General features: G+C 71.8%; 10 protein-coding genes and 1 riboswitch. Of the genes, 8 read left to right on the top strand and 2 right to left on the bottom strand.

What is annotated here, in order from left to right:
* Positions 1–79: 79 nt before the first annotated feature.
* Positions 80–1780 (bottom strand): PucR family transcriptional regulator, encoded by a 1701-nt coding sequence (locus tag OOK07_RS33010; RefSeq protein WP_266800080.1) that lies wholly within the window; start codon positions 1778–1780, stop codon positions 80–82.
* A 276-nt stretch (positions 1781–2056) separates the two neighbouring features.
* Between OOK07_RS33010 and OOK07_RS33015 the strand changes: the two genes are divergently transcribed.
* The 3 genes from OOK07_RS33015 to OOK07_RS33025 are packed head-to-tail and all read left to right on the top strand — an operon-like array spanning position 2057 to position 7661.
* Positions 2057–3325: an aspartate aminotransferase family protein gene (locus tag OOK07_RS33015; RefSeq protein ID WP_266685461.1), complete on the top strand. Its 1269-nt coding sequence runs from the start codon at positions 2057–2059 to the stop codon at positions 3323–3325.
* On the top strand, positions 3322–6225 hold the full coding sequence (locus OOK07_RS33020; RefSeq protein WP_266800082.1) for an FAD-binding and (Fe-S)-binding domain-containing protein: 2904 nt from the start codon (positions 3322–3324) through the stop codon (positions 6223–6225). Before OOK07_RS33015 ends, OOK07_RS33020 begins: the two co-directional genes overlap by 4 nt.
* Entirely contained in the window at positions 6222–7661 is a 1440-nt protein-coding gene (locus OOK07_RS33025) for an NAD-dependent succinate-semialdehyde dehydrogenase (protein WP_266685464.1), read from the top strand. The genes OOK07_RS33020 and OOK07_RS33025 overlap by 4 nt, the downstream gene beginning before the upstream one ends.
* Before the next feature lie 402 nt (positions 7662–8063).
* Here OOK07_RS33025 and OOK07_RS33030 read toward each other — a convergent pair whose 3' ends face one another.
* Positions 8064–10724: a WD40/YVTN/BNR-like repeat-containing protein gene (locus tag OOK07_RS33030; RefSeq protein WP_266800083.1), complete on the bottom strand. Its 2661-nt coding sequence runs from the start codon at positions 10722–10724 to the stop codon at positions 8064–8066.
* A gap of 306 nt (positions 10725–11030) precedes the next feature.
* Here OOK07_RS33030 and OOK07_RS33035 point away from each other — a divergent pair, with 306 nt between their 5' ends.
* From OOK07_RS33035 to OOK07_RS33055, 5 genes are all read left to right on the top strand, one after another.
* Entirely contained in the window at positions 11031–12263 is a 1233-nt protein-coding gene (locus OOK07_RS33035; RefSeq protein WP_266800085.1) for an MFS transporter, read from the top strand.
* A 288-nt stretch (positions 12264–12551) separates the two neighbouring features.
* Positions 12552–13274, top strand: a complete 723-nt coding sequence (locus OOK07_RS33040) for a hypothetical protein (RefSeq protein ID WP_266800087.1) — start codon at positions 12552–12554, stop codon at positions 13272–13274.
* 213 nt (positions 13275–13487) lie between these two features.
* The gene (locus tag OOK07_RS33045; RefSeq protein ID WP_266685468.1) at positions 13488–14096 is read left to right on the top strand and encodes a sigma-70 family RNA polymerase sigma factor; all 609 of its coding nucleotides are present in this window, start codon (positions 13488–13490) and stop codon (positions 14094–14096) included.
* A 436-nt stretch (positions 14097–14532) separates the two neighbouring features.
* Positions 14533–14684, top strand: a riboswitch (cobalamin riboswitch).
* Positions 14685–14718: 34 nt separating this feature from the next.
* Positions 14719–14940, top strand: a complete 222-nt coding sequence (locus OOK07_RS33050) for a CbtB domain-containing protein (protein ID WP_266522724.1) — start codon at positions 14719–14721, stop codon at positions 14938–14940.
* Positions 14941–14961: 21 nt separating this feature from the next.
* Entirely contained in the window at positions 14962–15714 is a 753-nt protein-coding gene (locus OOK07_RS33055; RefSeq protein ID WP_266800088.1) for a CbtA family protein, read from the top strand.
* The last annotated feature ends 196 nt before the right edge of the window (positions 15715–15910 follow it).

Genomic DNA, 15910 nt, shown 5'->3' on the forward strand with positions numbered 1-15910 from the left:
GAACCCTCTGGTGGGCGGCACGGTGATTCAGGGGGCGACACGCCTCGGCGAGTCGCCGGAGGCGGCAGAGACGCCGCCCTCAGTCGTCGGCTGCTCGCCCAAGCGGCAGGTTGCTACCTTGACCGCCGTCCGCGCGGAATCTGAAGACGTCCAGTGCGGTGAGGGCCACATGCAGTTCCGTGCAGTTCTCGCCGGATTCGAGGTCGCAGTCCAGAAGGCGCTCGATGGTGCGCAGGCGTTGGTAGACGGTCTCCCGCGACAGCCCGCCCCGGCGTGCGGCCGTGGTCTTGTTGCCTGCCGCGTCCAGATAAAGGCGCAGGGTCGTCAACAGCTCGCTGCCGTGCCGGAAGTCGTGGTCGATGAGGCGGCCGAGCCGCCGCTCGGCGTAGTCCTGGATGCGGGTGTCCTCACGGAGTGCGTACAGCAGGCGCCGCAGGCCGATGTCGGACAGCTCGTGGAAGGAGCGGTCCGGAGGGAGGGGCTGGCCGGGTGGAGTGGCCTCGGCGACGCGGGCCGCCTCGTGGAAGGAGCGGGCGCTGTCGCGGAGGTCGGTGACCTCCGAGCCGACGGTCACGATCGCCTGCGGCACCAAGGCACGCGTGGAGCTGCCCACTTGTTCGACGGCGGGCCGCCACGGCTGGGTGGGACGCAGGGCCAGCAGGATGCCTAGACGGCCCGGAGCCAGCTCGCCGACGAGCGCCTGCGCCCCCGCCGCCCGGAGCTCCTGGGAAAGCCGGCCCTCCAGCACCGTGCTCTTGTCCGCCGTGGGGAGGTCGACGAGGAGGGCGCGGTACCGCCTGTCCTCGGTGGGCAGGCCGAGTGCGGCGACGCGGGCCCGGGCGTCCTCGGGTGAGCGGTGACGCTGACCTGCCAGGTCCTGCAAAGCGTTTCGGTGCGCTGTGCGTTCCCAGGGCGTGGGGTGAATGAGGCGGGCGACCGTCAGGGCCATCGCCGTCCGCTCCAGCACGGTGACGGGCTCCGGCGCAAAGGCCGGCCCGTCGGCTCCGGCCGGGAGCATGACCACCCGGCCCCAGCGCTCGCCCTGGTACTCCACGGCAGCGACGAGCCAGCCGGCCGTGCCGCTTGTGCCGGCTCCGAACGGGATCTGCCGGGAGCGCTCCTCCCAGTCGCGGAGAACCTCTTCCACCGTGTTGCCGGAGGGCTCGCACATCAGTGCCTGGTGCATCAGGTTTTCCAGGACGACCGTGTGGCCGCTCATCTCGGCCGCCGCGCGCATCACCTCCTCCGGGCCCGCCCCGCGCAACGTCAGGGTGGTGAACGCCTCGTGGATCCGCTGGGTCCGGCGCATCGCCTCGGCCTGGTTGCCGAGGATGAGGCTGTGCACGACCTGAGTGACCTCAAGGAAGTTGACGTCCTTGGCGAGGGCGATCAGCGGGAGGCCACGGGCGTGGCAGGCGTGGACGAGCGCGTCGGGCGGGCGGTGGTAGCGCCGTACGAGTTCGATCACCAGGGCCGCCGCCGGTACGTCGGCGAGTTCGTCGACGTACCGGCGCACACCCGCGGGGTCGTCCGGCAGGGGCATGCCGGTGGTCAGGACGAGTTCGCCGCCCTTGAGGAAGGAGGCGGGGTCCGTCAGCTCGGTGATGTGGACCCAGCGCACCGGCCGGTCGAGATGGGTGACCCCGGTGACGACGCGGGGCTGTCCGGCGGCCAGGACGGGAAGGGCGAGCACGTCGGCGACGGTCGGCGTGTGGCCTGCGGTGGCCGCGCCGGGGTCGTTCGTGCGCGGTGGATGAGCCGTAGTGCGGTGGTCGTTCACGGTGTCTCCAGGAGCCCTGCTCGCGCGAAGCCGCGAACTCGGGGGACTGCCCGGTCACTCTGACAAGCGCCGCTGACCTGCGCAAGAGGCAGCCCGCAGTGGCTGCCGTGGCGAGAGCGGATGGCTGCCGTGCCGCGAGGCTGACACAACGTCCGGACGCGGTGCCCTGGCTGGACACATCACGCGTTGTGGTGGCCGGGCGCGCTCGGGATGCTCGGTGTGCCGGAGCGCACCACGCAGGTCGCGCAACCCATGACACACGGCCGGGAGACGAACATGACCGCACTGTCGCCGCACCTTCGCCAGGCCACACCCGTGGTGGCGGTCAGGGGCGAGGGCGTCCATCTCTACGGCGAGGACGGCCGCCGCTATCTCGACTTCACCGCGGGCATCGGTGTCACCAGCACCGGCCACTGCCACCCCAGGGTCGTGGCGGCGGCGCAGGAGCAGGTGGGCACGCTGATCCACGGCCAGTACACGACGGTCATGCACCAGCCGCTGCGGCAGCTTGTCGACAAGCTGGGTGAGGTGCTGCCGGCGGGTCTGGACAGCCTGTTCTTCACCAACTCCGGGAGCGAGGCCGTCGAGTCCGCGCTGCGGCTGGCCCGGCAGGCCACCGGCCGCCCGAACGTCCTGGTGTGCCACGGCGGCTTCCACGGCCGTACCGTCGCCGCCGCCTCCATGACCACCTCGGGCACCCGTTTCCGCTCCGGGTTCTCCCCGCTGATGAGCGGCGTGGTCGTCACCCCGTTCCCGACGGCCTACCGCTACGGCTGGGACGAGGAGACCGCGACCCGTTTCGCCCTGAGGGAACTGGACTACACGCTCCAGACGATCTCCTCGCCCGCGGACACGGCCGCGGTCATCGTGGAGCCGGTGCTGGGCGAGGGCGGATACGTCCCCGCGAACCGCGCTTTCCTGGAGGGCCTGCGGGAGCGAGCGGATCGCCACGGCTTCCTGCTGATCCTCGACGAGGTGCAGACGGGCGTCGGCCGCACCGGCCGCTTCTGGGGCCACGACCACTTCGGCGTCACCCCCGACATCCTCGTCACCGCCAAGGGCCTGGCCAGCGGCTTTCCGCTGTCCGGCATCGCGGCCTCCGAGGAACTGATGACCAAGGCGTGGCCGGGCTCGCAGGGCGGCACCTACGGCGCCAACGCCGTCGCCTGCGCGGCGGCCTGCGCCACCCTCGACGTCGTACGCGACGAGAAGCTCGTGGAGAACGCCGAGGCGATGGGCAAGCGGCTGCGGCAGGGGTTGGAGGCGGTGGCCGACCGGACGCCGGGCATCGGCGACGTGCGCGGCCTCGGGCTCATGCTGGCCAGCGAGTTCGTCACCGAGGACGGCAGCCCCGATCCCGAGACGGCCGCCCGGGTACAGCGCGCCGCCGTCGACGAGGGCCTGCTCCTGCTGCTGTGCGGGGCCTGGAACCAGGTCGTACGGATGATTCCGGCGCTGGTGATCGACGAGACGGCCGTGGACGAGGGCATCCAGGCGTGGGCGAGTGCGGTCGAGGCCGGCACATCGGGAGCGGCAGGGCGATGACGGACACGACCACGGCCCTGGAGCCGCTGGTGGTGCGGCTCGCCGAGACCGCTCCCGGCCTGCGGGTGGAGACCGGCGCGGGCCCCACCGGCCTCTACGCCTACGACGCCTCCAACTACCGGGTCCCGCCGCGGGCCGTGGTCTTCCCGCGCAGCGCCGATGACGTGGTCGCGGTGTTGCGGGCCTGCCGCGAGGCACACGTTCCGGTCACCGCGCGAGGCGGCGGCACCAGCATGGCCGGCAACGCGGTCGGGCCCGGTGTCGTCCTGGACTTCTCGCGATACATGAACCGGATCCTGGCCATCGACCCGGTCGCCCGCACCGCGCGCGTCGAGGCCGGAGTGATCCTGGACGCGCTGCGCGGTGCGACCGCCCTGCACGGACTCACCTTCGGCCCCGACCCGTCCTCGCACAGCCGCTGCACCCTCGGCGGCATGATCGGCAACGACGCCTGCGGCAACCGGTCCGTGCGGCACGGGCGCACCAGCGGCCATATCGAGGCGCTGGAGATCGTGACGGCCGACGGCGTGCGGGCCGTCGCCGACCGGACCGGCCTACGCGCGGCCGACCCGGACGACCCGGACGCGGTCGGCCGGGTCGCCCGCCTCGAAGCGGACGTACGACGCCTCATCGGCGGGAACCTGGCGGCGATCCGCACCGAGCTGGGCCGGGTACCGCGTCAGGTCTCCGGCTACCAGCTGCACCACCTGCTGCCCGAGCACGGCTTCGACGTGGCTCGCGCGCTGGTGGGCACCGAGGGCTCCTGTGCGGTCGTCACCGCGGCGACGGTCCGCCTGGTGGCGACCGCACAGGCTTCCACCCTCCTCACCCTCGGCTACGACGACGTGGTCGACGCCGCCGAGGACGTGCCGGAGATCCTGCGCCAAAACCCCACCGCCGTGGAGGGTATGGACGAGGCGATCGTCGCCACCATGCGTGCCAGGCGTGGTCCCGACTCCGTCACCGGCCTCCCCGGGGGGCGGGCTTGGCTGTACGTCGAACTCGACGGCGACGACCAGGCGGCCGTCGACGCCCGCGCCGCCGAACTGCTGGAGGTGCTCACCGCCCGCGGCCGGCTGACCGGCGGGCGGGTCGTGGAGAGTCCGGCCGAGCGGCGCTCGCTGTGGCGGGTGCGGGAGGACGGGGCGGGGCTGGCCGCGCGACTCGTCGACGGCGGGGAGTCCTGGCCCGGCTGGGAGGACGCGGCGGTCGCGCCCGAGGACCTGGCCGCCTACCTGCGCGGCTTCCGCAAGCTGCTGGCCGCGCATGGCCTGACCGGTGTGCTGTACGGGCACTTCGGCGCGGGCTGTGTCCACGTGCGCATCGACTTCGACCTCGCCACCGACACAGGGCGGGCCGCCACCCGCCGGTTCCTGACGGAGGCCGCCGCCCTGGTCGTCGAGCACGGCGGAAGCCTGTCGGGTGAGCACGGCGACGGGCGGGCGCGCGGTGAGCTGCTGGAGGTGATGTACAGCCACCGGCTGATCCGGGCGTTCGCCGCCTTCAAGGAGATCTTCGATCCCGAGGGGCTGCTCAACCCCGGTGTCATCGTGGCCCCGGCACCGCTGGACGCCGACCTTGCGCTGCACACGCCCTCCGAGGTGCTGCCCGTCGACACGCTGTTCTCCTTCCCGCACGACGAGGACGGCTTCGCCGGAGCGGTGCGCCGCTGTGTCGGGGTGGGCCGATGTCGCAGCGACGCCGGCGGAGTGATGTGTCCCAGCTACCGGGCCACGGGGGAGGAGAACGACTCCACCCGCGGCCGGGCCCGCCTGCTCCAGGAGATGGTGCGGGGCGGAACCGTCCAGGACGGCTGGCGCTCCACCGACGTACGTGACGCCCTCGACCTGTGCCTGTCCTGCAAGGCCTGCTCCAGTGACTGCCCGGTCGGCGTCGACATGGCCACGTACAAGGCGGAGTTCCTGCACCACCACTACAAGGGCAGACTCAGACCCCGCTCCCACTACTCCCTGGGCTGGCTGCCCCTGACGTCCAGGCTCGTCGGATACGCGGCCCGCCCGGTGAACGCGCTGCTGCGCGGGCCCGTCGGGAAGCTGCTCGCCCGCCTCGGCGGCGTGACCACGAAACGCCGGATCCCCGCCTTCGCCTCCCGGCGCGCGCTGCGCCGGGGCCTGCGGAAGGCGAGGACCGGTGAACCGGCGAAGACCCTTCTCTTCGTGGACAGCTTCACCCGGGCCTTCCGCCCCGAGGTGGCCGGGGCCGCGAGCCGCGTCCTCGCCGAAGCCGGAATTCCCTGCACGGCGCAGGACGACCTGTGCTGCGGCCTGACCTGGGTGAGCACCGGCCAGCTGTCGATGGCGCGCCGCATCATGGCCCGCACGGTCGCCCGCCTGGACAACGGCGACGACCGGCCCATCGTCGTGGCCGAACCCAGCTGCGCCGCAGCGCTCAAGCGTGACGTGCCCGAACTCCTCGGCACCGACGCCGCCCGCCGTGTCGCGGCCCGGGTCCACACCCTCACCGGAGCCCTGACCGACCTCGCCGCACCCGGCTGGACGCCACCGGAACTGCCGGACACCGTCGTCCTGCAGACCCACTGCCACGAGTACGCCACCTTCCAGGGCCGCCACCCCCGCGACCTGCTGCGCCGCCTCGGCGTAGGGAAGGTCGACGAGGCCGAGGGCTGCTGCGGACTCGCCGGCAACTTCGGCTTCGAGGAACAGCACTACGACACGTCGATGGCCGTCGCGGACCTGGCCCTGAAACCCCGCCTCGACGGGATCGACCAGGACACCCCGACCGTCGTCGTGGCCGACGGCTTCAGCTGCGCGACCCAGATCGACCACCTCGCCGGAGACCAGGGTGTCCGCGCCCTGCACCTCGCGGAACTGCTCGACCCCGCCGCCGACCGGCCCGGACAACCAGGAGAGACCTCATGACCGACACACCCACGCAGTTGTTCATCGGCGGCGCCTGGGTGGACGCCGCGGACGGTGCCACCATGCCCATCGACGACCCGGCGACCGGCGAGATCCTCTGCCATGTCGCCGACGCGGGGCCCAAGGAGGCCCGGCTCGCCGAGGAAGCGGCCGCGCAGGCACAGACGGAATGGGCCCGTACGGCACCCCGGGTGCGCAGCGAGATCCTGCGCCGCGCCTACGAGATCATCATCGAGCGCACCGATGAGCTCGCCCATCTGATGACGTCCGAGATGGGCAAGCCGCTGGCCGAGGCCAGGGGGGAGGTGGCGTACGCGGCCGAGTTCTTCCGCTGGTTCTCCGAGGAGGCCGTCCGTATCGACGGCGGCTACGGCACCCTTCCCGACGGCCGCAACCGCATGCTGCTCTCCCGCCGCCCGGTCGGCCCCTGCCTGCTGATCACCCCGTGGAACTTCCCCCTGGCCATGGGCACCCGCAAGATCGGCCCGGCCATCGCGGCCGGTTGCACGATGGTGCTCAAGCCGGCCCCGCAGACCCCGCTGTCCAGTCTGGCGCTCGCCGCGATCCTCAAGGAGGCCGGGCTGCCGGACGGCGTGCTGAACGTCGTCACCACCTCCCGTGCGGCAGAGGTGTGTGAGCCGCTCCTGCGCGGCGGGCGGATCCGCAAGCTCTCCTTCACCGGCTCCACGGCCGTCGGGCAGCTGCTCCTCGCCCAGAGCGCGGAGGCGGTCGTACGGACCTCGATGGAGCTGGGCGGCAACGCGCCGTTCATCGTCTTCGAGGACGCCGACCTGGACAAGGCCGTGGACGGCGCGATGGTCGCCAAGATGCGCAACATGGGCGAGGCGTGCACGGCGGCGAACCGCTTCTTCGTGCACCGGTCGGTGGCGGAGGAGTTCGGCCGGCGCCTGGCCGAGCGCATGGGCGCGCTCGTCGTGGGCCCGGGCACCCGGGAGGGCGTCGACGTCGGCCCGCTGATCGACAGGACGGGACGCGGCAAGGTGGAGGAACTGGTCGCCGACGCGGTGGAACGCGGGGCACAGGTGCTCGTAGGCGGCCGTACGCCCGAAGGCCCCGGCTGCTTCTACCCGCCGACCGTGCTGGCCGGCGTCGATCCCGCAAGCCGCCTGATGGGCACGGAGATCTTCGGCCCCGTCGCCGCGATCCTCACCTTCGACGACGAGGACGAGGTGGTGAGCCGTGCCAACGACACCCCCTGGGGACTCGTCGGCTACGTCTTCACCGAGGGCCTCGACCGTGCCCTGCGGGTGAGCGAGCGGCTGGAAGTGGGCATGGTGGGGCTGAACACAGGTCTCGTGTCCAACCCTGCCGCCCCCTTCGGCGGGGTCAAGCAGTCCGGCCTCGGTCGCGAGGGAGGACGGGTGGGCCTCGACGAGTTCCTGGAGTACCAGTACCTCGCGGTGCCCGTGGGATGACAGCGGTCTCCCTGCCCGATCCGCGCCTCGACGCCGCACTCAGTGCAGGTGGCGTGCGGTGATCTCGGCCGCGGTGCCGGTCACGAGCCTTCCCAGCTCGGGGCACACCCTGGTTCCTGCCGTTCGGCGGCGCCTACCACAAGGCCAAGGATCGCCTGTTCTGAGAAGGTACCGACACCGGTGACACCACGGGGGCCTTTTGCGCAGCGGCGCCAAAAGGCCCCCCACCATGCCTCCCGAGAGAAGGCCTCCGCCCTCATGACCGTCGTCGGCGGCTCACGAGGATGACTTCCTGGAATGGCCTGGAACGACACGGTGGACGTGGACGTGGTGCCGTACACGACGCAGGGGTGATCCCGGACAACGGGATCACCCCCGCGACAACCTTCCGGCACCGCTACGTCAGTCGCAGTCGCGCACCTTGATCGTGTAGATGCCGCGGCCGTGCGTGGCCGCGTACAGCGACCGTCCGTCGGGGCTCAGCTTCAGTTGGAGCACCGCGACGGCCGGGAGGCTGCCCACGCGCTGCCAGGTCGTGCGGCCCGGCGCCCGGTAGACGACGCCGAGGTCGGTACCCACCGCGAGGCCGCCGTCCGGCGTGACGACCGCGGAGTCGGTCGGCACGTCGGGGAGGTTTCTGGAGATGTCCTTCCAGGTGGTGCCGCCGTCGGTGGACTCGAAGACGTGGCCGACGCCGGCGCCCGGACCCTCGGTCCACTGCCGGGAGAAGCCGTTGACCGTGAGGTAGACATGGCCGGCGTTCTTCGGGTCGATGGCGAAGCCGCTGAGGTAGCGGTTGGGCACGGTCCCGTCCGCGCCCGCGGCGGGCAGGGTGATGTCGTGCCAGCCGGTGCCGTCCGCGTTGCCGACGGAGATGCCGCGGGCGAAGCCCTCGTTGTTGCAGGGGCCGCACCAGGCCGCGTACACCTTGCCGCCCGAGGCCGCGACGGCGGTCGCGGTGCGTCCGGCGCCGAGGTCGTACAGGCTCTTCCACTCCGAGCCGCTGCGGATGGCGTATCCCTTGGTCTGCGCCCAGATGTGCCGGCCGCCCGCGATCCACGTCGAGGAGTTCTTCGCGTCGGCCGCGAGCGGGGCGATGAAGCGGGCCTCGCTGGTCGCGCTGTCGGCCGGGGCGACGTTGTACGAGGTGGCCTTGCTGGGGTCATTGACCCAACTGCCGTCGTTCACGGCGCAGTTCTGGGTGACCTGGAGGGAGAGGTAGACGTACTCCTCGGCGATGTTGCAGCCGTTGGCCGGGTCGGTGAGGGTGTCGCCGCCGTCTCCGCCGAAGTCGGAGCCCATCACCCTGTCGTTGCTGCGCAGGACGGACTGGCCGTTGTCCTGCAGGCCGCCGGTCACGGAGACGCCGCCGTGGTCCAGGTCCTTGCCGACACCCACCGAGTAGTACTGCAGGGTGTCGATCGTGCCGTCGTTGAGTGAGGTCCAGTCGGTGGCGTGGCCGGAGGCGTCCTGAGAGCCGTCCACCGGGCGCTTGTAGACGCCGCCGTCGTTGCCGGCGTAGACGAAGCTCTTGCCGTGGTAGCGGCCGATCGCGACGCCGTGCTGGTCGGAGTGGGTGGTCTGGTTGCAGTCGCCGGTCTGCTTGGCCGGGTCGATGGACCAGCAGGGGAAGGTGAAGTTCCAGTACGGGCCGACGGTGGACCAGGTGCTGCCGCCGTCCTTGGTCTCGTAGACCTCCTCCAGGCCCGCGTAGACGTGGTCCGCGTTCGCCGGGTCGACGGTGAGGAACTGGTTGTACCAGGCCTGTACGCCCGGCATGTAGCCGCTGGTGGTCAGTGCCGAGCCGTCGGCGGCCAGGCCCTTGTAGTCGGCGATCTTCGTCCAGGAGCCGGTGGGGGAGCCGGACTTGGATACGTAGATGCCCTCCAGGCCGCTGTCCGGGTTGGTGTTCAGCTGCTCGGGCGACTGGTCGATGGCGTAGTAGCGGGAGCCGTCGGCGGAACGGGCGAAGGTGACGTTGCCGACGTCGTCCGCGTCGGCGGGCAGGTCGCCCAGACCGCTGGTGACTCGCGTCCAGGTGCCGCTGGAGTCCTTGGCGTAGAAGCCGTTGTAGTCGTCGCCGCTGCGCCAGCCGACCGCGAGGACGACCTTGCGCGGGTCCTTCGGGTCGATCGCGATGTCGTTGGCGATGTTCTTGTACGGGGCCTGGGGGTCGTTCGCCTTCGAACGGCCCGGCAGGTACTCGGGGTTGGGCGCGAACTCCAGCTTCCAGTGGCCCTTCAGCGTCCTGGTCGAGTGGCTCCACACGCCCTCACTGGTCGCCGCCCACACCTTGCCGCCGCCGAAGCGCAGCTCGTGGATGGTGGTGGACTCCAGTTCGTCGCCGCCGACCCGGCCGCGGGTGGAGAAGGCGCCGTGGTGCGGGTGGGACAGGACGTAGACGCCGCTGCCGAGGTAGGCGTCGGCGTTGGTCGTCGCCTCGCCGGTTCCCAGCCACAGCCGTCCGCCGCCGTCGAGTGCGAGCGCGCCGGTGGACTGCGCCGGCAGCCGGTCGCTGATGGGCTGCCAGTGCCCGCCGCCGGACCGGGAGCGCCACACGCCACCGCCCGCGCTGCCCGCGTACACGTACCCGTCGTCGTCGGCGGCCATCGCGGCCATCCGGCCGGTGACGTCGCCCGAGCCGCCGCTGGAGTTGGAGTCGATGTCCCGGTAGCGCGGGTCGTCGGAGTTGTACGGCAGATCGGTGACGTTGCGCCAACTGCCGCCAGTGCTGCGCAGGTTGGTCAGGTCGTTCCAGGCGGCGCCGTACGCGCCGGGCGCGACGACGCCGGGCGAGGTACGCGCCTCTGCGTACTGGTCCGCGCCCTCGGCTATCTCGTCGGCCTCGTTGCCGTCGTCGCCGTCTTCGTTCCCGCCCTTCAGGCTGGGGCTCATGGCACCGGCCGACTGCTCGCGCTGGGCGGCGAGTTGGGCGAGGGCGCGGGCGCCGAAGGGGCTGTTGTTCCGGCCGGACGCGGCGCTTGCGGGTATCGCGATGAGTGCGGCGGTTGCGGCGATGGCGCAGGTCGTGAGCCATGGTCTTCTTCGGGTTGGTGCTGACACCAGATCCTCCAGACGGGCATGCGTACGGTCGTCGCTGGGACCCGATCACGGGTGGGACGGCGTGTCCGGCATTTGGCCAGTCTTTGACTGGAACCTGTCACTTCGTGTACGGGGGTGTCGACCGGGCGAGAGACGGCCGCCTTGCCGGTCTGCTGCTGTCGATTCCGGCCTGGCGCCCCGCCTGCGCCTGAGCCCCGCCCGCCGATCGGGCAGGCACCATGGCTGCCGTCGGCAAGCGCGTCGGCGGATGATGGGAGGCAGGGACGCCGAGGACCGGTGGCCTCACCGAGGAGGGAACCCACGTCCATGACAGCCCCGAAAGCCCAGGCAGAGCCGGCGTCACCGACCCGGATGCGCCCCTGGCGGTTCGTGGTGTGGTTCGGCACGGTCAGCCTGCTCGCGGACTTCGTGTACGAGGGCGCCCGCTCGATCACCGGGCCACTGCTCGCCTCGCTCGGCGCGTCGGCCCTGGTGGTGGGCGTGGTCACCGGCGCCGGAGAGGCGGCCGCGCTCGGACTGCGGCTGGTCTCGGGTCCGTTGGCGGACCGCACCCGGCGCTTCTGGGGGCTGGCGATCGCCGGATACGCGCTGACGGTGATCTCCGTACCCCTCCTGGGCGTTGTAGGAGCCCTGTGGGTGGCCTGCGCTCTGGTGATCGCCGAAAGGGTCGGCAAGGCGGTCCGCTCACCCGCGAAGGACACCCTGCTGTCGCATGCCACGGCCGCGACCGGGCGGGGGCGCGGCTTCGCCGTGCATGAGGCGATGGACCAGGTCGGCGCACTCATCGGCCCGCTCGTCGTGGCCGGCATGCTCGCCCTGACCGGCGGCGACTACGGACCGGCCCTCGGAGTGCTCGCCGCCCCGGGCGTCGCGGTACTGGCCCTGCTGGTCTGGCTGCGGGCGCGCGTGCCCGATCCGGAGGCGTACGAGCAGGAGACAGTGCCTCCCGCGAACGCACCCGCGCCGGACGGCCGCCTGCCGCGCGCGTTCTGGACGTACGCGACGTTCACCGCCGCCACCACCGCGGGCTTCACCACCTTCGGCCTGCTCTCCTACCACCTCGTCGAACGCCACCTGATGGCGACGGCATGGGTGCCGGTGCTGTACGCCGCCGCCATGGTCGTCGACGCCCTCTCCGCACTGGCGACCGGCTGGCTGTACGACCGGGTCGGGCCGCGGGTGCTGGTCGCCCTGCCGGTGCTGACCGGCGCCGTCCCGATGCTGGCGTTCACGAACACGGTGGCGGTGGCCGTGATCGGCTCCCTGGTGTGGGGCGCGGCCGTGGGCATCCAGGAGTCCACGCTGCGCGCCACGGTCGCCGACCTTGTGCCGGCGGGGCGGCGCGCGACCGCGTACGGGGTCTTCGCGGGAGTGGTCGGCGCGGCGAGTCTGGCGGGCGGCGCGGTGACCGGCGCCCTGTACGGCGCGTCGATCCCGGCCCTGATCGGGGTGGTCGTGACCGTACAGGTGCTGGCCCTTGTCCTGCTGGCGGTCACCGGGAGCGGACGGTCGCGTCAGCGCAGGGGCCGAACCGGGTAGATGACGAGGACACGGAGAACGGCGGACACCTCCGCGCCCTCGGGACACTGGCGTTGGGGCGGCTTCCTCTCCTTCACCCTGGAGTTCCGGCTCGGTGGCGGGGACGAGGTGCTCGCCGGCGTGGTGCGTCCCGGAGCCGTCTCGTGGCGGTGGTCGTCCCAACTGCCCGTCGAGGTCCCGGCCTTATCGCGTGACGTGAGTCACGGTCACTTCGGTGAGTCGGGGACCCGGTGTGCGCCCGTACCCCCTGATGACGATCAGACGCCGGGTGCAAAGATTGGGCGCGCTATGACTGTCGGAGGGTGGTGCCGCACGCTGCGGGCCGGTGTGTTCGCCGCCGCCTGCGTGCTGCTGGCCGCCCTCGGCCACGTGACGATGTCCGGCACTCCCGTCCCCTGGTGGACCATGGCCGCCGGCACCGCGGCAAGCGGCATGACCGGCTGGTTCCTGGCCGGCCGTGAGCGCGGACGGACGCTGATCGTCACCGTTGTGGTCGCCGCCCAGGCCGTGCTCCACGAGACGTTCTCCCTGGGCCAGACCCCGATGCCCGGGACAACACCGGACCCCGGTGCCGCACCGGTCGCCATGACCGCCATGACCGCCATGACCGCCATGACCGGCAGGGACACGGGCACCTCCGGTGGCGCATCCATGAGCGGCGTGACACACATGGCGACCGGCTCGGGCGGCATGGGGCACACGCACGCCATGGCCGACATGGGCGGCATGGGCGACGGCGCCTCGTTCGGCATGGTCGCCGTCCACCTCCTCGCGGCGGTCCTGTGCGGGCTGTGGCTCGCCCATGGAGAGCGCGCCGTCTTCGACATCCTGAGGGCCGCGGCAGCCCGGCTGGCCGCGCCGCTGAGGATGCTGCTGGCGCTACCCGTACCCGCCGGCCGCCCGCCTGCGCGCAGGCGCCGTATCGCCGCGCACCGGTCGTCGCCGGCCCGCTTCCTTCTCTGTTACTCCGTCACGTCCCGGGGACCGCCCCTGGGTGCCGCTGTCGTCTGAGACAGCCGGATCGACCGGGGCTCACCCCGCTTCTCGCCATGCCGCGCTCGCGCGTGGATCTCCCCAGGACCACCCGCCACTTCGTGCGGGCCGATGGGCGTGCGACGAGCCCCGGGCATTCGCCGTACCCACCGCGTACGGCCGCACCCAAGTGCCGGAGAGCCCCGCCCCATTGCGGGGCGTCGGCTCCGGATGACCCGAGAAGGACATCACGTGATCACTCCTGTCCTGCCTGCTCCCCGCCGGGCGGAGCGCGCGGCGGCGGACGCCTCCGCCACCGCCTGGGCACTGGCCGCCGGTAAGGGCGACCCCCACGCGGCCGAGCACTTCGTGCGCGCGCTGCACGGCGACGTACTGCGTTATGTCGCCTACCTGAGCGGCGATCCCCAGATCGCCGACGACCTGGCCCAGGACACGTTCCTGCGGGCCCTCGACAGCCTGCCGCGTTTCCAGGGGCAGGCCTCGGCCCGCACCTGGCTGCTGTCCATCGCCCGCCGTGCGGTGGCCGACAGCTTCCGCCGGGCCGCGGTCCGGCCCCGGTCGTCCGACCGGCACGACTGGCAGTCGGCGATGGAACGTTCCCAGCCCCGCGGACTGCCGGGCTTCGACGACGGCATCGCACTCCTCGACCTGCTGGAGACGCTGCCGGACGAGCGCCGCGAGGCGTTCGTGCTGACCCAGGTGGTGGGACTGTCCTACGACGAGGCGGCCGGTTTCATCGGCTGCCCCGTCGGCACCGTCCGCTCCAGGGTGGCCCGCGCCCGGGCCACCCTGGAGCGCCTGCTGCTGGAAGCCGAGAGCCAGGCCGCCAGGGCAGCTTGACGTGCTGGCCGGCGCCTGCCGGGGACGCCGGCCAGCACTCGAACGGAACTCATGGGTTGCATGCCTGCCCCCTGCCCGCATTCCCGTCTGCCCTCGGGCCTCAACTGGCAACGCCCGGACCAGAATTGGCGACTGTCTGGAACTCTGGCCTCGCTGGCGCGGGAGGCGAAGGCGGGCAAGCCGGACGGCGTGGCCGGCGCCTGAGCGATGGCGCACACCCGGCGGAAGGGGGACCGGGTTTACGCGGTGTGGCCGTGGGGCGAGCAGCCCAGCGGGACGGCCGGGCGCGGCAGGAGAGGCAAGGACCCGGACCACCGGCGCAGAGGACCGCCTCCCGGAATGGGCCGCGAGTTCTGTCGCCGGCGACCGACGACAGGCCCGATATCGGGGCCACTTGACGGGGGAGAGGGAGATCACTCCAGGTGGGGCGGTATTGGCCAGGTTCGCGGCACACGGTACCGTCGGTCTGATATCGACGACGGCAAGACGGAAGCCGGTGAGAGTCCGGCACGGTCGCGCCACTGTGTGCCGCCGCCCCGCAGGGGGTGGTGGCGAGTCAGACCCGTAGCCGTCGTCATGTGCACCACCGAGATGGGACGCGAGCTCCCGAGGAGGCCCTGCCATGGCGCAGCATGTCGCCCAGCCGACAGTCACCACCCCCGTCGTACCCGCCAAGCTGCCGCTGAAGGACATAGCCCCCTGGGCCGTCTTCGTCGGCGTCCTGATGCTGGTCCTGCTCTACTTCGTCGGCGCCGAACAGGGCGCCACCTCCGTGTTCAGCGGCACGGACGTCCATGAGTGGGTACACGATGCCCGCCACCTGCTCGGCTTCCCCTGCCACTGATTTGAGGGACGCCGCACACCCATGAACTCCACAACGGTAAGAAACCTCCTGGTGCGGGGCATGCTCGCCGGCCTGGCCGCCGGCGTGCTCGCCCTCGTTGCCGCCTATCTGCTCGGTGAACCGTATGTAGACAAGGCGATCGGCTTCGAGGAGGCGCACTCCCACGAGCACGAGATGGAAGTCGTCTCCCGCTCCCTGCAGTCGACCGCCGGTCTCGCCACCGGCGTTCTGGTCTACGGGGTCGCGTTCGGCGGCATCGCCGCGCTCGCCTACTGCTTCGCCCTCGGCCGCGTCGGCCGCTTCTCGCCGCGGGCGACCGCGCTGCTGCTGTCCGGCTGCGCGCTGCTGACGGTGTACGTGACGCCGTTCCTGAAGTACCCGGCCAATCCGCCGTCGGTCGGCAGCGCCGACACCATCGGCAAGCGCACCACCCTGTACTTCCTGATGATGCTGCTCAGCGTGCTCCTCGCGATCGCAGCCACCATCCTCGGCAAGCGACTCCAGCCGAACCTGGGCACCTGGTGGGCGACGGTGGTCGCGGTTGCCGCGTTCGCCGTCGTGATCGGCCTGGCGTACGAGTTCCTGCCCGTCGTCAACGAGGTGCCGAAGGACTTCCCGGCCACCGTGCTGTGGCGCTTCCGGCTCGCCGCCCTGGCCATCCAGGCCACCCTCTGGGGCAGCTTCGGACTCGTCTTCGGCGAGCTGGCCGAGCGGTTGCTGAACCCGAAGCCCGTGTCGGCGGCCGCGAAGGCGACGGTCACCGCTCCCAGCTGACCATGAATCGAACAGGTGAGAGGGCCCGCGGAACCATCCGTGGGCCCTCTCATCGCCTTGGGCGGCCGTGAGGCGATCACCCTGACCGTGGCGGAGTACGAGCAACTCATCGCCGGCCGCCCTGTGCTCACTGATCGGAAGCGGCGGCCCTCAGCGGGTAAACGACGTCGTGGTCGGACAGGTTGGACGGTCAGAC

This window comes from Streptomyces sp. NBC_00078 (genome assembly GCF_026343335.1).
GTDB lineage: Bacteria > Actinomycetota > Actinomycetes > Streptomycetales > Streptomycetaceae > Streptomyces.